This window comes from Kitasatospora sp. NPDC004615 (assembly GCF_042873545.1).
GTDB lineage: Bacteria > Actinomycetota > Actinomycetes > Streptomycetales > Streptomycetaceae > Kitasatospora.
Genome location: NZ_JBIALQ010000003.1, coordinates 713,340 through 733,394 on the forward strand (window position 1 = coordinate 713,340; position 20,055 = coordinate 733,394).

23 protein-coding genes and 1 riboswitch are annotated in these 20,055 nt (G+C 72.6%); of the genes, 3 read left to right on the forward strand and 20 right to left on the reverse strand.

The features are described from left to right. Nucleotides 1–61: 61 nt before the first annotated feature. From ACFYS8_RS14655 to ACFYS8_RS14670, 4 genes are all read right to left on the reverse strand, one after another. Nucleotides 62–2,461 (reverse strand): glycoside hydrolase family 65 protein, encoded by a 2,400-nt coding sequence (locus ACFYS8_RS14655; RefSeq protein ID WP_387640574.1) that lies wholly within the window; start codon nucleotides 2,459–2,461, stop codon nucleotides 62–64. Then, nucleotides 2,458–3,204 (reverse strand): HAD family hydrolase, encoded by a 747-nt coding sequence (locus ACFYS8_RS14660; RefSeq protein ID WP_387640577.1) that lies wholly within the window; start codon nucleotides 3,202–3,204, stop codon nucleotides 2,458–2,460. Before ACFYS8_RS14660 ends, ACFYS8_RS14655 begins: the two co-directional genes overlap by 4 nt. A gap of 63 nt (nucleotides 3,205–3,267) precedes the next feature. Further along, entirely contained in the window at nucleotides 3,268–3,735 is a 468-nt protein-coding gene (locus tag ACFYS8_RS14665) for an SRPBCC domain-containing protein (RefSeq protein WP_387640579.1), read from the reverse strand. A 199-nt stretch (nucleotides 3,736–3,934) separates the two neighbouring features. After that, on the reverse strand, nucleotides 3,935–4,411 hold the full coding sequence (locus ACFYS8_RS14670) for a carboxymuconolactone decarboxylase family protein (RefSeq protein WP_387640582.1): 477 nt from the start codon (nucleotides 4,409–4,411) through the stop codon (nucleotides 3,935–3,937). A 50-nt stretch (nucleotides 4,412–4,461) separates the two neighbouring features. Here ACFYS8_RS14670 and ACFYS8_RS14675 point away from each other — a divergent pair, with 50 nt between their 5' ends. After that, nucleotides 4,462–5,886, forward strand: coding sequence for a PLP-dependent aminotransferase family protein (locus tag ACFYS8_RS14675; RefSeq protein ID WP_387640585.1), 1,425 nt, complete (start codon nucleotides 4,462–4,464; stop codon nucleotides 5,884–5,886). An 8-nt stretch (nucleotides 5,887–5,894) separates the two neighbouring features. Here the strand turns inward: ACFYS8_RS14675 and ACFYS8_RS14680 are convergent, their stop codons facing one another. From ACFYS8_RS14680 to ACFYS8_RS14745, 14 genes are all read right to left on the reverse strand, one after another. Beyond that, nucleotides 5,895–6,059 carry a DUF6126 family protein gene (locus ACFYS8_RS14680; protein ID WP_157815763.1) on the reverse strand — a complete coding sequence of 55 codons (165 nt, stop codon included), beginning with the start codon at nucleotides 6,057–6,059 and terminating at the stop codon, nucleotides 5,895–5,897. A gap of 41 nt (nucleotides 6,060–6,100) precedes the next feature. Continuing rightward, complete coding sequence (locus tag ACFYS8_RS14685) at nucleotides 6,101–6,706, reverse strand: helix-turn-helix domain-containing protein (RefSeq protein WP_387640588.1); 606 nt, start codon at nucleotides 6,704–6,706, stop codon at nucleotides 6,101–6,103. 117 nt (nucleotides 6,707–6,823) lie between these two features. After that, entirely contained in the window at nucleotides 6,824–8,536 is a 1,713-nt protein-coding gene (locus ACFYS8_RS14690) for a pyruvate dehydrogenase (protein ID WP_387640738.1), read from the reverse strand. A 205-nt stretch (nucleotides 8,537–8,741) separates the two neighbouring features. Beyond that, entirely contained in the window at nucleotides 8,742–9,011 is a 270-nt protein-coding gene (locus tag ACFYS8_RS14695; protein WP_387640591.1) for a hypothetical protein, read from the reverse strand. 71 nt (nucleotides 9,012–9,082) lie between these two features. After that, the gene (locus ACFYS8_RS14700; RefSeq protein ID WP_387640594.1) at nucleotides 9,083–10,294 is read right to left on the reverse strand and encodes a cytochrome P450; all 1,212 of its coding nucleotides are present in this window, start codon (nucleotides 10,292–10,294) and stop codon (nucleotides 9,083–9,085) included. Between the two features lie 1,261 nt (nucleotides 10,295–11,555). Next, the gene (locus ACFYS8_RS14705) at nucleotides 11,556–12,152 is read right to left on the reverse strand and encodes an ATP/GTP-binding protein (RefSeq protein WP_387640596.1); all 597 of its coding nucleotides are present in this window, start codon (nucleotides 12,150–12,152) and stop codon (nucleotides 11,556–11,558) included. Beyond that, a complete protein-coding gene (locus ACFYS8_RS14710) occupies nucleotides 12,130–12,447 on the reverse strand; it encodes a DUF742 domain-containing protein (protein ID WP_387640599.1) in 318 nt (105 codons plus the stop codon). Before ACFYS8_RS14710 ends, ACFYS8_RS14705 begins: the two co-directional genes overlap by 23 nt. 23 nt (nucleotides 12,448–12,470) lie before the next feature. Next, the gene (locus ACFYS8_RS14715; protein WP_387640602.1) at nucleotides 12,471–12,881 is read right to left on the reverse strand and encodes a roadblock/LC7 domain-containing protein; all 411 of its coding nucleotides are present in this window, start codon (nucleotides 12,879–12,881) and stop codon (nucleotides 12,471–12,473) included. Beyond that, on the reverse strand, nucleotides 12,865–14,124 hold the full coding sequence (locus ACFYS8_RS14720) for a sensor histidine kinase (RefSeq protein WP_387640605.1): 1,260 nt from the start codon (nucleotides 14,122–14,124) through the stop codon (nucleotides 12,865–12,867). The genes ACFYS8_RS14715 and ACFYS8_RS14720 overlap by 17 nt, the downstream gene beginning before the upstream one ends. Nucleotides 14,125–14,312: 188 nt before the next feature. Continuing rightward, a complete protein-coding gene (locus tag ACFYS8_RS14725) occupies nucleotides 14,313–14,537 on the reverse strand; it encodes a hypothetical protein (RefSeq protein ID WP_387640606.1) in 225 nt (74 codons plus the stop codon). 166 nt (nucleotides 14,538–14,703) lie between these two features. After that, complete coding sequence (locus tag ACFYS8_RS14730; RefSeq protein ID WP_387640609.1) at nucleotides 14,704–14,886, reverse strand: hypothetical protein; 183 nt, start codon at nucleotides 14,884–14,886, stop codon at nucleotides 14,704–14,706. Nucleotides 14,887–14,917: 31 nt separating this feature from the next. Further along, complete coding sequence (locus ACFYS8_RS14735; RefSeq protein ID WP_387640612.1) at nucleotides 14,918–15,496, reverse strand: TetR-like C-terminal domain-containing protein; 579 nt, start codon at nucleotides 15,494–15,496, stop codon at nucleotides 14,918–14,920. Beyond that, nucleotides 15,496–16,326 carry an alpha/beta fold hydrolase gene (locus tag ACFYS8_RS14740; protein ID WP_387640614.1) on the reverse strand — a complete coding sequence of 277 codons (831 nt, stop codon included), beginning with the start codon at nucleotides 16,324–16,326 and terminating at the stop codon, nucleotides 15,496–15,498. Before ACFYS8_RS14740 ends, ACFYS8_RS14735 begins: the two co-directional genes overlap by 1 nt. A gap of 121 nt (nucleotides 16,327–16,447) precedes the next feature. Next, nucleotides 16,448–16,738 (reverse strand): YiaA/YiaB family inner membrane protein, encoded by a 291-nt coding sequence (locus tag ACFYS8_RS14745; RefSeq protein WP_387640617.1) that lies wholly within the window; start codon nucleotides 16,736–16,738, stop codon nucleotides 16,448–16,450. 216 nt (nucleotides 16,739–16,954) lie between these two features. After that, nucleotides 16,955–17,119, forward strand: a riboswitch (cyclic di-AMP (ydaO/yuaA leader). Nucleotides 17,120–17,129: 10 nt separating this feature from the next. On the opposite strand from ACFYS8_RS14745, the gene ACFYS8_RS14750 reads away from it, so the two are divergent. Further along, nucleotides 17,130–17,897, forward strand: a complete 768-nt coding sequence (locus ACFYS8_RS14750) for a M23 family metallopeptidase (RefSeq protein ID WP_387640620.1) — start codon at nucleotides 17,130–17,132, stop codon at nucleotides 17,895–17,897. 9 nt (nucleotides 17,898–17,906) lie between these two features. Here the strand turns inward: ACFYS8_RS14750 and ACFYS8_RS14755 are convergent, their stop codons facing one another. Both ACFYS8_RS14755 and ACFYS8_RS14760 read right to left on the reverse strand, forming a co-directional pair. Continuing rightward, nucleotides 17,907–18,413, reverse strand: a complete 507-nt coding sequence (locus ACFYS8_RS14755) for a DUF3995 domain-containing protein (protein WP_387640623.1) — start codon at nucleotides 18,411–18,413, stop codon at nucleotides 17,907–17,909. Nucleotides 18,414–18,529: 116 nt separating this feature from the next. Continuing rightward, nucleotides 18,530–19,342 carry a hypothetical protein gene (locus ACFYS8_RS14760; protein ID WP_387640626.1) on the reverse strand — a complete coding sequence of 271 codons (813 nt, stop codon included), beginning with the start codon at nucleotides 19,340–19,342 and terminating at the stop codon, nucleotides 18,530–18,532. A gap of 50 nt (nucleotides 19,343–19,392) precedes the next feature. Between ACFYS8_RS14760 and ACFYS8_RS14765 the strand changes: the two genes are divergently transcribed. After that, complete coding sequence (locus tag ACFYS8_RS14765; RefSeq protein WP_387640629.1) at nucleotides 19,393–19,971, forward strand: GNAT family N-acetyltransferase; 579 nt, start codon at nucleotides 19,393–19,395, stop codon at nucleotides 19,969–19,971. Nucleotides 19,972–20,055 lie beyond the last annotated feature (84 nt).

The following is a 20,055-nucleotide window of genomic DNA, read 5'->3' on the forward strand; positions in this document are numbered from 1 at the left end:
GCACGACCGGTCACGGTTCGTACAGGGAGTGTTGACGCCGCGTCAACGATTTATGCGTGCATCACTCGGCCGGTAGATGGTCGACGGCGCCGACCTGGACGCCGGCCTGGCTGTGCCGGCGGGCCGGTTCGCGGCCGGGCGGCTGGGTGGGCCGCTCGGCGGGGGTGCCGATCTTCTTGGTGGGGCGGCTGACGGGCTTGCCGGCTTCCACGTGCAGCGGTTCCTCGTCGTGCAGGACGGCCAGCACGCTGCCGCGGCGGAGGGTGTAGGTGGTGGTGGCGTGGGTGATGTCGACCCGCAGCAGGTGTTCGCGGACGCTCATGGAGAAGCACAGCCGCTGCAGTCCGGCGGGCAGCCGGGGGCGGAACGACAGGTGTTCGCTGTGGTCGCGCAGGCCGCCGAAGCCGGCCACCAGGGCGATGCAGGCGCCGGCCAGCGAGGCCATGTGCAGGCCGTCGCGGGTGTTGCCGCCGAGGTCGTGCAGGTCCATCAGGGCGGCTTCGGCGGTGTAGTCGTACGCCAGGTCGAGCTGGCCGACCTCGGCGGCGATGACGGCCTGGGTGCAGGCGGACAGCGAGGAGTCGCGGACGGTCAGGCGCTCGTAGTAGGCGAAGTTCCGGGCCTTCTGCTCGGGGGTGAAGAGGTCGCCGCGGGTCTGCATGGCGAGCACCAGGTCGGCCTGTTTGACGACCTGCTTCCGGTACAGGTCGAAGTACGGGTAGTGCAGCAGCAGCGGGTACTTCTCGGGCGGGGTGGCCTCGAAGTCCCACATCTGGTGGTCGGTGAAGCCGTCGGCCTGCGGGTGAACGCCGATCTGCTCGTCGTACGGGATGAACATCTTGTCGGCGGCGTCGCGCCAGGCGGCGGCCTCCTCGGTGTCCACCCCGAACGCCGACGCCTCGTGCAGGTACTTCAGCGCGGCGTCGGCGGCGTTCCACAGGTTGGACTGCGCCATCACGTTGGTGAAGACGTTGTTGTCGGCGACCGCGCTGTACTCGTCGGGGCCGGTGACGCCCTCGATCCGGAAGTTGCCCTTGGCGTCGTGGTGGCCCAGCGAACGCCACATCCGGGCGGTCTCCACCAGCAGTTCCAGGCCGTGGGTGCGTTCGAACTCGGCGTCGCCGGTGGCCCGGACGTAGCGGACCACGGCGGCCGCGATGTCGGCGCCGATGTGGAACGCGGCGGTGCCGGCCGGCCAGTACCCGGAGCACTCCTCGCCGCGGATCGTCCGCCACGGGAACACCGCACCCGCCAGGCCCAGTTGGGCGGCTCGCTCACGGGCCATCGGCAGCGTGGTGTGCCGCCAGCGCAGCGCCTGCTTGACGGCCTCCGGCAGGCAGTAGGTGAGCACCGGCAGCACGAAGGTCTCGGTGTCCCAGAACGAGTGCCCGTCGTACCCGGGGCCGGTCAACCCCTTTGCGGGGATGGCCCGTTCCTCGCTGCGGGCACCCGCCTGCAACACGTGGAACAGCGCGAACCGGACGGCCTGCTGGAGTTCGACGTCGCCCTCGATCTCGACGTCGTTGTCGCCCCAGAACCGGCCCAGGAACTCCTTCTGCTCGTCCACCAGGCCGTCCCAGCCGGTGTACCGGGCGGCGGTCAGCGCCGCCTCCACCTGGTCGCGGACGGCGGGCAGCGAACGGGTCGCCGACCAGCCGTACGCCACGAACTTCACCAGGCGCAGCTTCTGACCGGCGTTCAGCACCGTGGTGATGGTGATCCGGGCCTGGTCCTCCGAGGACTCGGCGGCGGTGTCGATCCGCTCCGGCCCGTCGATCACGTGGTCGATCCCGGCGGCGACCCGCAGCCCGGAGAACCGGGTGCGGTGCACCAGCACGCCCTTCGTCCCGTCGGCGTGCCGCAGTTCGGCCGTCAGCGGGGCCTCCAGCACGGCCGCCGCCCGCGGGTCGCCGTCCCCGCCGCCCGGCATCTGCTCGTTGGCGACCAGCTCGGACTGCAGCACGATCCGGACCGGGCTGTCCACGGCCTCCACCGAGTAGTCGATCGCGCACACCGCCCGCTGGGTCAGCGACACCAGCCGGCGGGAGCTGACCCGCACCGTCCGCCCGGCCGGCGAGGTCCACTCGGCCACCCGGCGCAGGATGCCGTCCCGGAAGTCCAGGCTGCGCCGGTGGCTGCGCAGTTCGCCGTACCGCAGGTCGAACGGCTCGTCGTCGACCAGCAGCCGGATCAGCTTGCCGTTGGTGACGTTGATGACGCTCTGCCCGGACTCCGGGAAGCCGTAGCCGCTCTCCGCGTACGGCAGCGGACGCAGCTCGAACACGCCGTTCAGGTAGGTGCCGGGCAGGCCGTGCGGCTCGCCCTCGTCCAGGTTGCCGCGCAGCCCGATGTGGCCGTTGGACAGCGCGAACACCGACTCCGCGCGGGCCTGTCCGGGCAGGTCCAGACCGTGCTCGCTGATCCCCCACGGATCGACCGTGAACGCCTCGGACGGGCTCATCCGCGCTCCCCGAGCAGCTCCGACAGGTCATCCACCACCACGTCCGCGCCGTGCTCGCGCAGTGCCTCCGCCTGCCCGGTGCGGTTCACCCCCACCACCGTGCCGAAACCGCCGGCCCGGCCCGCCGCGACGCCCGCCAGCGCGTCCTCGAACACCGCCGCGTGCTCCGGTTCCACCCCCAGTCGCTTCGCGGCGGCCAGGAAGGTGTCCGGCGCGGGCTTGCCCGCCAGGTGGTCGCGGGCCGCGGTGATCCCGTCCACCACCACGTCGAAAAGGCCGTCGATCCCGGCGGCCTTCAGCACATCCCGGCAGTTCGCACTGGACGAGACCACCGCCCGTGGCAGCCCCGACTCCCGCAGCCGGTGCAGGTACGCCACCGAACCCTGGTACGGCTGCACGCCCTGCTCGCGGATCATCCGCAGAACGGTCTCGTTCTTCGCCGCCGACAACCCGTTGACCGTCCGCGCCCCCGGCGGATCCTCCGGGGTGCCCTCCGGCAGCTCGATCCCGCGCGACGCCAGGAACTGCCGGGTGCCGTCCAACCGGGGCCGGCCGTCCACGTACCGGTCGTACTCGCCGACCGGATCGAACGGGACGAACGGGGCGCCGGTGCGCTCCGCCTCCGACCGCAGAAACCCGTCGAACATGTGCTTCCACGCGGCCGCGTGCACCTTCGCGGTCTGGGTCAGCACCCCGTCCAGGTCGAACAGGAAAGCGTTGATTCGGTCCGGAAGTCCCAACATGCTGCCAGTCTCACCCGCCGTCGCCACTCCATGCAGGTCATCACCCGGAACGGCGCGTCGTGGTCAGTCCGCGGCCGCGTGCACCCCCGGATGCGAGTGGCCGTCCGGCACGAAAAGCGGCTGCGGACGCCCGCTCTGCGCGTAGTCCTTCAACCGGACGATCGCCTCCGCCCACCCGCCCGCCGCCGCCGGGACCGACGCCACCGTGTCCGGCCCCCACCCGAGATGGCGCAGCAGCAACAGCGTGTGCCGCGACCCGTCCGGATGATCGAACAGGTCCCACGTCACCGTCGTGCCCTGCCACGTCGGCGGATACATCCCCACACTGCGCCACCCCACCCGGTCCAGGTCCGCACGCTCACGCCGGAGCCGAAGCGGCTCCGGCGCATCCGGCACCGTGACCAGCAGATCCTCCCCGTCCCGCTCGATCCCGGTGCTCCACCACGACGTCAACCCCACCCGGGTGTCCAACGCCGCCAGCAACCGCTCCCGGGACGCCGCGACGTCGACCTGCAAGGCGATCTCGGCCATCGCACTCACCTCACCACCCACCATCGCGCGAAACGCACGCGGGCGCGAAACGCAGACGGACGCGAAACGCAGACGGACGCGAAACCAGGGGCGCGGGGAACTGCGCGAAGGGGAACGCACCCGACCGCAAGATCGCGGCGCAGGACGATGACTTGCACTTGATCGCGACCCAACGGACGGGCGTGCGCTTGTCGCCCAGTCATCGCTGCGCAGGGGACATCCGGGTCGAGACGCCCACGCGGTTGAGCGCGTTGATGGTGGTGATCATGCCGATCAGGTGGGCGAGTTCGGTCTCGGAGAAGTGCTTCGCGGCCTCGTCGAAGACCTCGTCGGGGACGTGCGTGGTGGCGACCAGGGTGATGGCCTCGGTGAGGGCCAGCGCAGCGCGCTCGCGAGGGGTGAAGAACGGCGTCTCGCGCCACGCGGACAGCGTGTGCAGGCGGTGTTCGGCTTCGCCGTTCTCGCGGGCGTCCTGGGAGTGGATGTCGAGGCAGAACGCGCAGCCGTTGATCTGGGAGGCGCGCAGGTCGACCAGGTGGGCGATGACGGGGTCGCCGAGGCCGGCCTGGGCGAGGCGGTCGAGGGCGATCAGGTTGCGGTGGAACTCGGGGGCGACGCGGGCGAGGGCGAGGCGCTGGGCGGGGGCGGGGGCGGGGGCGGGGGTCTGGTCAGTCATGAACCCCACGCTAGGCGGGGGTTGGACCGGTGGTGTGGTTCATTGGGGGGATGAGTTCCTGGGCCACTTTCGGCGGCGATCTGCATCTCGACCTGACTGCCGGGCGCACTCGCGGTCTCGGTCTGCGGGCCGCCCTGGAGGACGCGTTGCGCACGGCCGTGCGGGACGGCCGGCTCGCGTCCGGCACCCGGCTGCCGTCCTCGCGGGCGCTCGCGGCCGACCTCGGGATCGCCCGCAACACCGTCGCCGAGGCGTACACCCAACTCGTCGCGGAGGGCTGGCTGATGTCCCGCCAGGGGTCGGGCACGGTGGTCGCGGAGCGCGGCCCGCAGCGCGCGCCGGCCGCACCGCCGCCGGGCCTGCGGCAGCCCGTCGCGCTGCGGTACGACCTGAAGCCGGGCTCGCCCGACCTGAGCCGGTTCCCGCGCGGCGCGTGGCTCGCGGCGGCCCGCCGGGCGCTGGCGACCGCACCGCACGACGCGTTCGGGTACGGCGACCCGCGGGGCCGGATCGAGCTGCGCCGGGCGCTGGCCGGCTACCTGGCGAGGGCCCGGGGGGTGCGGACCGATCCGGAGCGGCTGCTGATCTGTTCGGGCGTGCAGCAGGGTCTCGGCCTGGTCTGCGCGGCGCTGCGCGAGCAGGGTCTCGGGGCGGTCGCGGTGGAGGCGTACGGGCTGCCGCCGCAGCACGCGGTGCTCGCCGCACAGGGGCTGCCGATGCGTCCGCTTCGGCTGGACGCGGGCGGCGCGGTGACGGCCGAACTGGCGTGCACCGACGCCGGATTGGCGCTGTTGACGCCCGCGCACCAGTTCCCGATCGGGATGCCGTTGCGGGCGGCCCGGCGGGCGGAGGCGGTGGACTGGGCGCGGCAGGTCGGCGGTTATCTGCTCGAGGACGACTACGACGGCGAGTTCCGCTACGACCGGCACGCGATCGGGGCGATGCAGGCGCTGGACCCGGAGCGGGTGGTGTACGCGGGCACCGCGTCCAAGTCGCTGGCGCCGGGCGTGCGGCTGGCCTGGCTGGCGCTGCCGGCCGCGCTGGTGGAGCCGGTGGGGCGGCACAAGCAGCTGGCGGACGGCCAGAGCGGCGCCCTGGAGCAGCTGACGCTGGCGGAACTGATCGAATCCGGCGGCTACGACCGGCATGTCCGGCGCAGCCGCCAACTGCTGCGTCGCCGCCGCGACCGGCTGGTCGAGGTGCTCGCCGAGCGGGCCCCGCGGGTGCGGGTGACGGGGATAAGCGCGGGCCTGCACGCCGTCCTGGAACTGCCCGGGGATTCCCCGGGCGAGGACGAACTCCAGGCCCGCGCGCTGCGGGCGGGGCTGCGGGTGCACACCCTGGGGTGGAGCCGGGCCGAGGGCGCGGACCGGCCGCCGGAGTGGCCCCCGGCGCTGGTGGTCGGTTACGGCACGCCACCCGACCACGCCTTCGAGGCCGCCCTGGACGCGCTGTGCACCGTACTGGGCCCCTGACGGGCCGGTTACTTGCCGTGGCGGCCGACGTAGAACAGCAGGAAGAGGAAGCCCACGAAACCGTGGCCCGAGACGATGTAGATCCAGACCCGGATCCACACCCGGTTCGAGGCGCGGTAGCCCGCGTCGACGGTCTCCTTGTACTGCGGGACGGCGGGCTTGGTGTCGGCCATGGCGGTCTCCTGACGGTGGTGGCGGACGGGGGGTGCGGGGGCTACAGGCGGGGGGCGTCGCCGAGGCACAGGTCGCCGGCGGGGCTCTGCAGCAGGGTGTGGAGGAAGATCAGGTCGAGACCGGTGTCGGAGTCGGCCGCGATGCAGTGCGGGGTCAGCGAGTCGAAGTGGGCGGAGTCGCCCTCGCCGAGCAGGTGCACCCGGTCGCCCAGGGTGAGCCGCATCCGGCCCTTGGTGACGTAGAGCCACTCCTCGCCGGGGTGCACCCGCACCACGGCGTCCTGCGAGCTCGGCGGGACGTGCACCCGCAGTGCCTGCATGGCACGGCCCGGCGCACCGGCGCGCCGGTACCCCCAGCCGCCGGCCCGGCCCGGTTCGACCACGCCGCCGCGGATCACCGGATCCGGCTCGGCCACCTGCTCGCCGAGCAGCCCGGACACACTGGTCGCGTACGCCCTGGCGAGGCCGAGCAGCACCGGCAGCGAAGGCTGACGTCGCCCGGTCTCCAGGCGGGACAAGTAAGCTGGCGACAGGCCGACCCGGGCCGCCGCGGCCTCCAGCGTGAGCCGGCTGGTGACCCGCTGCTCCCGGAGCCGCGCGCCGAGGCCCGCGACTTCCTGGTCGTCGCCCAGTGGACTGTCTGTCATGACTCCAGTCCACACCCTTTGTGCCTCACGGGCAACAAACTTGCCCCACAGGCAAACGGGCCGTCCCCTCCCTTGCTTTCCCAGTTTCCTCGCCCTTATTCGGACGGCATTCGCAGGTCAGGGACGGGGCACGTTCCGCAGGTTGGACCGGGCCAGGTCGATCATCCTGCCGACACCGCCGGTCAGCACCGTCCGCCCGGCGGCCAGCGCGAAACCCTTGAGCTGGGCGGCGGTGATGTGCGGCGGGATGGACAGCGCGTTCGGGTCGGTCACCACGTCCACCAGGGCCGGACCGGGCCGCTCCAGGGCGTCGGCCAGCACCTCGCGGACCTTCACCGGATCGGTCACCCGCTTCGCCGGGATCCCGCAGGCCCGGGCGATCGCGGCGTAGTCCACGTCACCGTTGTCGATCTCCCACTCCGGATAGCCGGAGACCAGCATCTCCAGCTTGATCATGCCGAGCGCCCCGTTGTTGAACACCACCGTCTTCACCGGCAACCGGTGCTTGGCCACCGTCAACAGCTCGCCCAGCAGCATCCCGAGCCCGCCGTCGCCCGACATCGACACCACCTGCCGCCCGGGGAACGCCAGTTGGGCCCCGATCGCGTGCGGCAGCGCGTTCGCCATCGAACCGTGCAGGAACGAACCGATCACCCGCCGCCGCCCGTTCGGCGTCAGATAACGGGCCGCCCAGACATTGCACATGCCGGTGTCCACGGTGAACACCGCATCCTCCGCGGCCACCTCGTCCAGCACCGACGCCACGAACTCCGGATGGATCGGCCGGTGCTTCTCGATGCCCTTGGTGTACGCCCCGACCACCGTCTCCAGCGCCCGGCAGTGCCTGGTCAGCAGCCCGTCCAGGAACGACCGGTCCGTCTTCTGCTCCAGCAGCGGCAGCACCGCCCGCAACGTCGCCGCCACATCCCCGTGCACCGCCAACTCCAACGCGGTACGCCGGCCCAACCGCGTCGCGTCGTGATCCACCTGTACGGTACGGGCCTGCGGCAGGAACGAGTCGTACGGGAAATCGGTGCCCAGTAGCAGCACCAACTCGGCCTCGTGCAACGCCTCGTGGCACGCCCCGTAACCGAGCAGCCCGCTCATCCCGACGTCGTACGGGTTGTCGAACTGCACCCACTCCTTGCCGCGCAACGAATGCCCGATCGGCGCCTGCAACGTCCCCGCGAGCTTCATCAGCTCCTCGTGCGCACCCCGCACCCCCGCGCCCGCGAACACCGCCACCGTCCGCGCCGCGTTCAACGCCTCCGCGAGCGCCTGCACCTGCGACCACGGCGGCGCCGCCACCGCCTGCTCGGTCAGGAACGTACTCCGCCCGGTCGGCGCCGGCGCGGGCAACGCGGCCACATCGCCCGGGAACGCCAGCACCGCGACGCCACGAGCCCCCAACGCGTGCTGAATCCCCACCCGCAACAGCCGCGGCAACTGCGCCGGGCTCGACAACAGCTCGCACCAGCCACTGCAGTCCGTGAACACCCGCTCCGGATGCGTCTCCTGGAAGAACCCCGTCCCGATCTGCGCCGACGGAATGTGCGAGGCCAGCGCCAACACCGGAACCCCACTGCGATGCGCGTCGTACAACCCCTGGATCAGATGCGTATTGCCCGGCCCGCAGCTCCCCGCACACACCGCCAACCGCCCCGTCAGCTCGGCCTCCGCCGCCGCCGCGAACGCCCCCGCCTCCTCGTTCCTGACGTGCACCCAGGAAATCCCCTCGGCCCGCCGGATCGCATCCACCACCGGATTCAGACTGTCCCCCACCACCCCGTAGACCCGCTCGACCCCCGCCTGCTGGAGCACTTCCACCATCTGCTCGGCCACGCTGCCCACGGGATCACCTCGCGCCACGGGAAATACGGACATTCCGCACCATATCGAGGGGGAGCGCCCAGGGGCGCGGGGAACTGCGCGAAGCGGAAGGACCCGACCGCAAGATCGCGGTGCAGAACAATGACTTGCACGTGCTCGCGACCGTACGGACAGGTCTGCGCTTGTCGCGCAGTTCCCCAAGCCCCTACTTGTTGCCGTCGAGCGTCGTGCCCACCGCCTCGCAGACGCCCGTGGCCCGTTCCACGACCTCACCGACCACGGGGTAGTTCGCGAGGTCGCGGTGGCACAGCTCCGTGCTGGACGGCATGTCGCCGTGGTAGCCGGTGTCCACGCCGTGGGCCTGGCTGAGGCTGCCGGTCTGGATGAGGGGGGTGGGGGTGGTGGCGTGGGCCGGTGCCGTGCCGAGGGCGAGCCCGGAGAGGGAGAGGGCGGCGAGCGCGGTGAGCTTCTTCATGGCAGGTGCAACGAGGGCCGCCCCCGCCCGGTCACGTGTCGACCCGGCGGGGGCGGCCCCGGCGGCGTGCGTCAGGAGGTGCGCACCAGCAGGCTGCTGACGCTGTTGCTGACGAAGGAGGGGATCGGTCGCGGGTCCGCACCGTCGGCCAGCCGCAGGGCGGGGTAGCGGGCGAACAGCTCGCGCAGCGCCGTCTCGGCCTCCAGGCGGGCCAGCGCGGAGCCGATGCAGAAGTGCGGCCCGTGCCCGAGTGCCAGGTGGCGGTTGTTGGTGCGGGTGAGGTCGAAGCGGTCGGCGTCCTCGTAGTGGTTGCCGTCGCGTCCGGCGGCGGCGTACGAGGAGAGCATGGCCTCGCCGCGGCGGATGAGGACGTTGCCGACGGGGATGTCCTCCAGCGCGTAGCGCATCGGGAACTGGCCGACGGGGCCGTCGTAGCGGAGGGTCTCCTCGACCACCGCGGACCAGTCCACCGTGCCGTCCAGCACGAGCGCGAGCTGCTCGGGGTGGGCGAGCAGGGCGCGGACCGCGTTGCAGATCAGGTTGAGGGTGGTCTCGTGGCCGGCCACCACCAGCTGCATCAGGATGCCGATGAGCTCTTCCTCGCTGAGCCGGTCCTGCTCCTCGCGGGCGGCGATCAGCGCGGTGGTCAGGTCGGCCGCGGGCTCGGCCCGCTTCCCGGCGGCGACCTGGGCGAGCAGTCCGGCCAGGGCGCGGGCGGCGGCCGCGCCGGCGCCGGGGACGGAGGAGGAGCTGACCAGGGTGTCGGAGAGTTCGTGCAGCCGGTCCTGCTGGTCCTCGGCGAGGCCGAGCAGTTCGCCGACGACCTGCATGGGCAGGGGGTAGGCGAAGTTGGTGCGCAGGTCGAAGTCGCCGTCCAGGGTGGCGATGTTGTCGAGCAGGCGGTGGACGCGCTGTTCGATGGCGGGGGCCAGTTCGGCGATCCGGCGCGGGGTGAGGGCCTGGGAGACCAGGCCGCGCAGGCGGCGGTGGTCGGCGCCGTCCGAGGTGGTCATGCCGGGCACGGTGATGAAGGTCATCAGCGGCCAGCCCTCGGGGATCCGGCCCTCCTGGTACAGGTTCCAGTGCTTTGCGTTCTTGCCGACCCGTGGGTCGGCGAGAAGTTCCTGAAGGGTGTCGTGGTGGGTTATCGCCCAGACCACCACTCCACCAGGTAGCTCCACCAGGGTCGCCGGTCCGTTGGCGCGGAGCCGTTCGTTCTCGGCGTGCTGGTCGGCCCCGACGGGGTCGAGTTTGACGGGCTGGAGCTGGTCTGCGGTGTCCATGCGGTCCTCTCGGGCGAAGCGGGGCGGGGCGGGACGAAGGCGCTGTACAGCACCGGCAGGCTGACCAGGGCACGCGACCAAGGCGACGGTCGCCATGTCAGCTCGTGTGCGGGGATGGCGAGTTGTAGGTCGGGGAGGCAGTGCAGGAGGGTTTCGATGGCGGTCTCGACGATCAGCCGGGCCGGGTCCTGCGCGGGGCAGACGTGCCGTCCGGCGCCCCAGGCGAGGTGGGCCCGGTTGCCGGCGATGCCGTCGGGGCCGTGCGCGGACGGGTCGTCGTTGGCGCCGGCCAGGCCGAGCACCAGCATGTCGCCGGCGCTGATGTACTGGCCGCCCAGCACGGTGTCCGAAACCGCCCACCGGCCGGGGAAGTTCTGCACCGGCGGGTCGCGCCACAGCACCTCGTCGAGGGCGTCCGCGACGGTCGCCCGGCCGCCGGTCAGGGTGGTGCGGAAGCGGCGGTCGGTGAGCAGCAGCCGCACCGTGTTGCCGATCCAGTTGATGGACGACTCGTTGCCGGCCACCAGCATGACCATCAGGTTGTGCGCCATCTCCTCGTCGCTGAGCGCGGCGGGGTGGGCGATCAGCCAGGACACCAGGTCGGCGCCGGGCTGCGCGCGACGGCTGACCGCCAGGTCCATCAGCAGGCCGAAGAATTCGGCGGCGGCGCGCTGCGAGTCCTTGCTGCTGTCGACCAGGTCGGTGATCAGCCCGACCAGGCGCGGACCGTCCTCGGGGGGCAGGCCGAGCAGCCGGGTGAACACCAGCAGCGGCAGCCGCCGGGTGAACTGGGTGACCAGGTCGGCGGTGCCGTCCGGGCCCCAGCTCTCGATCAGCGCGAGCGCGGCCTCCTCGGTGGTCTGCCGCAGCTGCCGGTGGTCGATCTTCGCCAGCGTGTCGGCGATCGCGGAGGACAGCCGGTGGTGGGCGGCGCCGTCCATGCTCTGCAGGGTGGGCCGCCACATGGTCATCGGGATCAGGTGCGAGTCGGCCCGCAGCCGGCCCTCCTGCTGCACCCGCCAGCGCCGCGAGTCCTTGGAGAACAGCTGCTCGTTGCGGGTCAGTTCGAGCAGTTCCGGGTAGCCGAGGACCAGCCAGGCCTCGACGCCGGGCTCCAGCTCGATGGGTGCGACCGGGCCGTGCTGGGCGCGCAGCCGGGCGTACAGGCTGTGCGGGTTCTCGGCGACCGCCGACCCGTACAGCGCGGAGCCCTGGGCGCGGGTGTACGGGCAGCCGGTGGCCGCCCGGTGGTCGGGGACGGTCACGGCAGCTCCTCGGCGGCGGCCCGCAGGTGGTCCACGAAGTCGATCAGCAGCTTGTGCGCGGCGTCCGGGTCGCGGACGTCGCAGGCCAGGATCGGGACGTCGGGCAGCAGGTCGAGGGCGGCGCGCAGTTCCTCGTCCGGATAGGCGGGGGTGTCGGGGAAGACGTTGACCGCCACCGCGAACGGGATGCGGTGCTCCTCCAGCAGGCCGAGGACGTCGAAGGACTCCTCGATCCGGCGGGAGTCCACCAGCGCGATGGCGCCCAGCGCGCCGCGCGACAGGTCCTCCCACAGCGGCCAGAACCGCTGCTGGCCGGGCGTACCGAACAGGTACAGCGCCAGGTGCTTGTTCAGGGTGATCCGGCCGAAGTCCAGCGCCACCGTGGTGGTGGTCTTGTGCGGACGGCCGGTCAGGTCGTCCACCCCGGCGCCGGCCGCGGTCATGGTCTCCTCGGTGCGCAGCGGAGCGATCTCGCTCAGCGCGGCGACCAGGGTGGTCTTGCCGACCCCGAACGGGCCGGTGACCAGGATCTTGACCGCCCCCTGGACAGTGGACGGCAGATAGGTCGGCTCAACGGAGCTGACGGAGGCCAACCAGCACCTCCTCGAGCAGTGAGAGCGGGACCTGTTCGGCCTGCCGCACCGGCGGCAGGACCTGCACGGCCCCGAGGTCCAAGAGATCGCCGACCAGCACCTTCAGGACACTGATCGGCAGGCCGAGGTGGGCGGCCACCTCGGCTATCGACAGCAGTTCCCGGCAGAGCCCGAGGATCGCCTGCTGTTCGCGGTTCAAGGCCGTACGGTCGACCGCGGCCCCCGGCAGGGTCCGCACCAGGCTCTCGAACTCCAGCACGTTGCGGCTGGCCCGGCTGCGGCCACCGGTGATCACGTAAGGCCGAACCGGCCCCCGCCTCACCGCAGGTCCCCGGCGGTGGCGTGCTCCTGCCGCGGTGCGGCGGTCAGGTGGCTGCCGATCCGCTCGACCAGCGTCTGCATCTGGTAGGCCACCAGGCCGGCGTCCACCGACTCGGAGGCCAGCACCGCGAGGTGGGTCCCGGCGCCGGCGGCGACCACGAACAGGTAACCACCGCCGAACTCGATGATGATCTGCCGGGTCGGCCCGTCGCCGAAGCCCTGCGCCACGCCCCGGGACAGCGACTGCAGTCCGGAGCAGGCGGCGGCCAGCCGCTCGGCGTCGTCCCGGCCGATCTTCGGGCTGCGGCCCATCTCCAGGCCGTCGTTGGACACCACGACGGCGTGCTGGACCTCTGGGACGGCGACGATGTCGGTCAGCAGCCAGCCGAGATCAGGGGTTGTAGTCATGGGAGTCTCCCGAGCGCTGGGGAAGTTGGGGGGCGGGGAATTCGTCGTGGCGGTCCTGCTCGGGCCGCCGGTCCTGCTGTGCGGCGGAACGGCCGCTGGCGGTCCCGGCCTGGAACATCGACATGAATGTCTGCGCCTCGCGCGCACAGCGCGGCGGCGGCGCGGGCTGCTCCTCGGCCCGGGACCCGGTCTGCTGCTGCGGGGCGCTGCCACGGCGGTTGACCCGCCGCGGCAGGGTGCCGCCCTGCGTGGGAACGGACGGCCGGTCGTCGTCCGCGACGACGGCCGGGCGACGGGCCGGCAGCGCGGCCGCCGCCGGTTCGGTGCGAGGGATGCTGCTCGCGGGCACCGACAGCGGATCGGTGAGCAGCGCGGACGGCAGCAGCACCACCACCCGCACACCGCCGTACGGCGAGGGCGCGGAGTTGATGGTGACCCGGAAGCCGTACTGCTCGGCGAGCCGGCCGACCGCGGCCAGGCCCAGCTGCGGGACCTCGCCGATCCGCGACACCTCCAGCGAGCCGCCGCCGGACAGTGCCGCGCCCGCCTTGGCCACCGTCACCTCGGTCATGCCGACGCCGCAGTCGTCGATCTCGATCACCGCGCCGTTGTGGACCGGCATCAGCGTGACGTAGACCTGGGAGCTGGGCGGCGAGTAGCGGGTCGCGTTGTCCAGCAGTTCGGCCACCGCGTGGATCAGCGCCTCCGCGGCGGCACCGAGCACGGCGGTGTCGACCCGGCTGTGCACCACCACCCGCTGGAACGGCAGGATGCGCGACTGGGCGCCGCGCACCACGTCCTCCAGCGAGACCGGCTCCGGCCAGTGGCGACCCGCGCGGGAGCCGCACAGTACTGCCAGGGTCTGGGCGAGCCGGGCCTGCTGGGCGGCCGCGTGGTCGGCGCGCAGCAGTCCTTCGAGCAGCACCGGGTCGTCGTGGGTGCGCTCCATCTCGTCCAGTCCGGCCTGCTGGTCGTGTGCCATCACCAGGATGCGGCGGGCCACGCTGAGGAAGGCGCGGCGGGTGGCCGCGTTCATCTCCTGCTCGCGCAGCGCCGTCTCGGCACCCGCCTGACGGTCCGCCAGTTCGGCGGCCAGCCGGTCGCGGGTGGCGGCGAGTTCGTCCTCGGTGGCGGCCAGCCGGCCGCGCAGGTTTCGGGTGACGGCGCGGGACCGAGCGGAGGCCGCGAGAGCGAGAAGAGCGAGCAATGCGGCTGCTGCCAAGCACCATTGAGTGGTCGTCACCCGCCGAATTCTAGGGCGGACTTCCTACTGGCGTATGAACTGATCGAAGCATCGCTGTTCAGAACGCGTCAATGTCGGACAGAACCGGCAGCGTCGGACGTCCGTCAGGTGGCGTCCCGGTGGACCGTCGGTAACGCCGGACGGCCGGGCCGGAGCTCACGCTCCGTCACATTTAGTGCGGGCCTCCGCTACTGGCCGTCCACCTCGCCGTACGGCTGCGGATCCTTCGCCGTCACCGGCCGCAGCGAGCGCAGCGACCGGGCCACCGCGAAGCAGCGGGCGAGCGTCGCGCCCCAGCCCTCCGGCTGCGGCAGCGCGTCGGACCGCGTCCCGGCCGCCGACCCGTCAGAGGTGGCGCGGGGGGCGGGGATCAGTCCCGTGCCGTGCTCGATGCGCTGAGTCACCTGCGGCATGTGTGCTGTCCTCCGTGCTTGTCGGTCACCCGTGAAGGTCTTCACGCGGTATGACTTCCCGACTGAAGGACAGTGTTACGCACCATTGGTGTCGGATCCGTGGGGAACCGGTTGCGAAATGGTGTGGAGGGGCGCGCGGGGGCCCACGCGCAGGCGGGAGGCGCCGTCAGGCCGGTGAACCGTCCTCCTGGACCTCCTCGGCGATCGGCCGGTCCGGGGCGGAGAGGGTGTCGGTGTGCGGGGTGGTGCCGCCCGTGTGCTCGGGGCCGGCGTGCGCGCTGGGCGCGGTGAGCGAGGCGACCACGCCGACGGCGAGCGAGGCAAATGCGAGCAGGCTGCGCTTCTTCATATCGGGTAGAACGCGCCAGGCCCCCGTCAGGTCACGCGCCGCGTCCGCCCGGCCAGTGGCCGAGGCCGTCGACCAGCACGCCGGTCAGCCGCTCCAGCGTCACGTCCGGCCCCTCGGCGAGCTGGAACGCCCCCGCCGTGGTCAACGAGGCGTACCCGTGGGCCATGGCCCGCAGGGTGCGTGCGGCGTGCACCGCCTCGGAGCCCTCCAGGCCGTACCCGCGCAGGACGGCGAACAGCACGTTCACCAGCCGTTCGCCCGCCGCCATGAGCTCCGGGTCGGGCTCGGGCGCCTGCGGCAGCGCGGCGTAGCGACGGGGGAACCGGGTGGCGTACCCGGCGTACGCGGCGAGCAGGGCGGCGACCGCCTCGTCGCGGGAGTGGCCGAGGACGGCGGCGGCCAGGTGGTCGGTCAGGTCGTCGAGGGTGCGGACGGCGACCAGGCGGCGCAGCTCGGCAAGGCCCCCGGGGACGTGCTTGTACAGCGACGGGGTGGCGACCCCCGCCTTGGCGGCGACGGCGGCCAGGGTGAGCGTCTCGGCGCCCTGGGCGTCGATCAGGCCGAGGGCGTGGTCCACCACCGTGGTGGGGGAGAGTCCGGCGCGGGCCATCAGCGGGCGACCTCGTTCAGCTCGTTCAGGAAAGGGAGCAGGGCGTCGGCGACGGCCTGGGGGTAGCCGGCCATCGGGTAGTGGCCGCCGTTCTCGATCATCACCTTACGGCCGCGCAGCGCGGCGGCCTGCCGGTCGGCGATCAGCTCGGGGTTCGGGAAGTCGGGGTCCTTGCTGCCCATCAGCACCAGCGCGGGCACGTCGACGGCCTCGCACCAGCCGACCGGCGCGGAGTCCCCCGTGAGGTAGCCGCGCAGCGCGGCCTTCCGGGCGGGCTCGCGCAGCATCTCGGCGAGGCCGGCCCGGTAGGCGTCGAAGTCGGCGGGCCGCGCGGTCGGGTAGTAGAACTTCTGCATCGAGCTCCACAGGCCGGGGAACGCGGTGACCAGCGGGGCGGCCAGGCCGAACAGGGCCTTCTGGAAGGCGTTCAGCGGGAGGTTCTCGATGAAGGCGTCGATCAGCACCACCCCGGCGGTCCGCCCGGGGGCGAGCTCGGCCGCGCGGACCACGGTGGCGCCGGTGTAGGAGTTGCCGGCCAGGACGGCGCCGCGCAGGTCGAGGTGGTCGAGCAGGGCGACCAGGTCGTCGGCGATCGCGGCGGGGGAGTAGTCGGTGAACCCGGTGGAGGACTCGCCGAGGCCGCGCAGGTCCATGGTGATCACCCGGTGCCCGGCGGCGGTCAGCAGCGGTGCGAGGTGCCGGTAGGTGGCGCGCTTGTCGAGCATGCCGGGCAGCAGGACGACCGGGACGCCGGTGCCGGGGGTGTCGTCGTAGGCGATCCGGCCGCCGGGGACGTCGACGTACCGGGTGGTGCCGAGGGTGCTGTTCATCGCGGGCCTCCTGGGCGGGCGTTGCGGTGCGCCGGGCGCTGGAGGCCCGGCCGACTGCCGATAGCCATAAAGCTAAGGCTAATAGCCTTAGCCGTCAAGCCGTGGAGGCCAGCCGGATCGGTCAGATCCCCTCCACCTTGAACGGGTCGTGCTCGGCGAGCAGCTTGTCCAGCCGGGCCTGGTCCACCCGGCTGGTGATCGCGCCCTCGTCCTGGCGGTCCCGGATCACCTTGGCCAGCGTGAACGCGGAAGTGATCTCGTACAGCAGCCCGACGGCGAGGAAGGCGCGCATCCAGGCGCTCACCGGCAGGTAGGCGATCCCGAGCGAGAGCGCGGCGGTGGCCAGTCCGAAGGAGACGGCGGCCTGGGCGAAGTAGGCGGCGGTGGTCCGGTGCGGCACGGTTGCGGTCATGGCATCAGGGTCGCGCCGGCCCGGAGGCGTGGCGTGAGTACGGATACTCAACCACTCGGTCACAATCCGTCAGGTTGGCCCTGGTGAACCGTCACAAATCACCCATAGGGCGTCAGGAAATCTTCGCTGTCTCGTGGTAGCGGCTTGGAATCATGGGGTCCATAGGATTAACGTTTGATAACGCAGCGCGGTCGGCAACGCCGTAACCATGCGGCACCGTGCGCCACGCCTAATCCACTTGGGCACACCCTTCGGGGCGTCCCAGGAGCCGGGGAACCACGTTTCCACCGGGGTGAATCGGGACGGCCCTGGGCCCGACCGTAGGAGACCTTCCACCTCCGAACCCGTCAGCTAACCCGGTCGGCGGCAGGGAAGGAAGGAGCACGCCCCCGTGGCGTCGACCTACACCGAGAGCACCGGCACCCAGTTGCTCGACCACCCGGTCGAGCCGGAAGCCGCCCGGCACCGGCTGCCCCGTCAGTCCCGCGCCGGCGCGCCCCTGCTGGGCGTCACCGCGATGACCGCCGCGCTCGGCGCCACCGCACTCGGCGCCGCCCCCGCGCAGGCCGCCGCCCCGGTGCCCGTCACCGCCGCGGACGAAGCCTCCGACGGCCTCCTCGCCGGCGACCCCGGGCTCGCCCTCGCCGCGCGCATCCAGCAGCAGGCCGACGGCCAGCGCACCGCCGCCGACGAATCCGCCCGGCTGGCCGCCGCGCAGGAGGCCGAGGCCAAGCGGGCCGCCCAGCAGGCCGAGGCCGAACAGGCCGCGCACACCCTGCCGGTGGCCGGCTACCAGCTGACCGCGCACTTCGCCCAGTCCGGCGCGCACTGGGCGCACCTGCACACCGGCCTGGACTTCGCCGCCCGCACCGGCACCCCCGTCGCCGCCGTCGCCGGAGGCACCGTCACCTCGGCGGGCTGGTCCGGCCCCTACGGCTACCGGGTCATCCAGACCCTGCCCGACGGCACCGAACTCTGGTACTGCCACCTCTCCCGGATCGCCACCGCCTCCGGCCAGGTCGCCCCCGGCACCGTGCTCGGCGCGGTCGGCGCCACCGGCAACGTCACCGGCCCGCACCTGCACCTGGAGGTCCGCCCCGGCGGCGGCGCCCCGATCGACCCGCTGCCCTGGCTCCAGCAGCGCGGCCTGCAGCCGTAGTTCTTCCGCTCATCGACGGCCGCCGCGCTCGGGCAGGAGCCGACGGCCGAACACCGCGCAGCCGAACAGCAGCCCGCCGGCCAGGAAGAACGGCTCGTACAGCACGGTCGCGAAGCGGGCCATCGCGTCCAGCTCCGCCACCGAGCGGTGACCCGCCGCCAGCGCCAGCCAGTCCGGCACGGAGGGCGCGGCGTGCACGATCAGCAGCACCGCCGTGCCCCGGGCCGCCCACAGCAGCCCGCGGGCCGGCAGCCGCTCGCCCCACGGCCGTATCAGCGCCAGGGCCAGCGCCGCGGCCACCGCGCACAGCGGTACCGCGATGATGTCGATCACCAGCAGCGGCGTGTTGTCCAGCACCGACAGCCCGCCCGGCAGACCGGCCCGGCCGCCCAGCAGCCAGTACAGGTGCACCAGGGCGAAGACGGCCGACCAGAGCGCGGCGGCCTGCGCGGCGATCCGACGGAACGGCGGGCGCAGGCCGACGGAGGTGGCGCCGGCCGGAGTCACGATGTCCATGGCTCCACCCTGGCCCGGCGGCCCCGCCCCGCGGATCGTCCGGACGGCCAGGACCGATGGCTCATCAGGACGATTCCGGGGTCCTCCGATCGGTGGACCCCGGCGAGCCACAACCCTCAGTACACCTCGGGGGCCAGCTCCGGGTACTCCTCCAGCAGCAGCCGGGCCAGCCCGGGCACCGTCCACTCGCCGCACAGGTCGATCGCGGCCTGCGCCACCGCCTCCTCGAAGTCCTCGAACTCCCCGGAGAGCTCGTCCGGCATCGGCAGGCCCCGGGCGTTCAGCTCGGCCAGGTTGCGGTAGCTGCGCCGCATCAGGCCGTGCTCCAGCAGCCGGCGCGCCCCGTCCGTGGACACCCCGACCAGCAGCGCCCGCTCCGGACCCCAGCCGCCGTCCGGATCCACCCCCGGCACCCGCTCGTACGCGGCGAAGCGCTCCTCGACGTCCAGCGCCCGGAAGTCCTCCAGCCAGCCCCGCACCTGGTCGAGGTCGTCCACCGGCACGCCGTCCGCGCGCAGCAGCAGCGTGTACAGGCGCGGCCAGGTCAGCAGGTCGGACCGGCGCAGCAGCGAGTCCACCAGCACCTGGCCCTGCCAGTCGGCCTCCTCGCGCAGCTTCTCCAGCCGCTTGGCGTTCAGCCGCCGCGCCGCCCGCTGACGTTCGATCAGCAGCCGCACCGCCGCCGGGTACGCCCAGGCGTCGCCGTCCGGCTGGACGTACAGGTGCAGCTGCTCGTACAGCAGGTGCTCCAGCACCGGCGAGGACAGCTCCGGGAAACCGTCATGCAGCCGGGCTCCGCCCAGCTCCAGCAGGGTCAGTACGGTCCGCACCGCCGGTTCGGGTACCGCCTCCAAGCCCTCCTCGGCCGCCCAGTCCAGCAGGTCGGCGGCACGGGTACGGGGGAGCAGGTGCAGGTCTTCGTCGTCCACCCCGGTACGTTAACCGGTCCGCGCGGGGCCGACCGGTAGGGTCGAGTCCCATGCAGACCGTCCGGTTGACCGGCCCCCGGCTCACGCTGCGGGAGTACCACCACACCCCGGAGGAAGTCGCCGCGCTGCACGCCCTCCACGGCGACGCCCGGGTGATCCGGCATCTCCCGTTCGACGCGGCCGACTTCGAGGAATGCGCCGACCAGATCGAGCTCTACCTCGACGAGGCCGAGGCCGAGCCGCGGCAGCACTACCGGCTGGCCGTCGACGACCCGGCGGGCGAACCGATCGGCCAGGGCGCCCTCACCCGCGACGGCGAACACGCCGCCCAGCTCGGCTGCGTACTGCGTCACGACACCTGGGGCCGCGGCTACGCGGGGGAGGTCACCGCGCTGCTGTGCGCGCTCGGCTTCGACACCCTCGGCCTGCACCGGCTGTTCGCCCGCACCGACCCCGACAACCCGGCCGCCGCCCGGGTGCTGACCAGGGCCGGCTTCCGGTACGAGGGCCGGATCCGCGCCGAGTCGCACTGGGATGGCAGCTGGCACGACGCACTCCAGTACTCGCTGCTCGCCCCCGAGTGGCGGGCCGTCCAACTCGCCGCCCCCGCCCTGCGACCCGGGGGTTAACCCCACCATCGATCGGGAAGCAGACCTCATTCCGGAACCCCGGCCCGGTACGGCACCTTGGAGTAGTGCCCGACGCCGCCGACC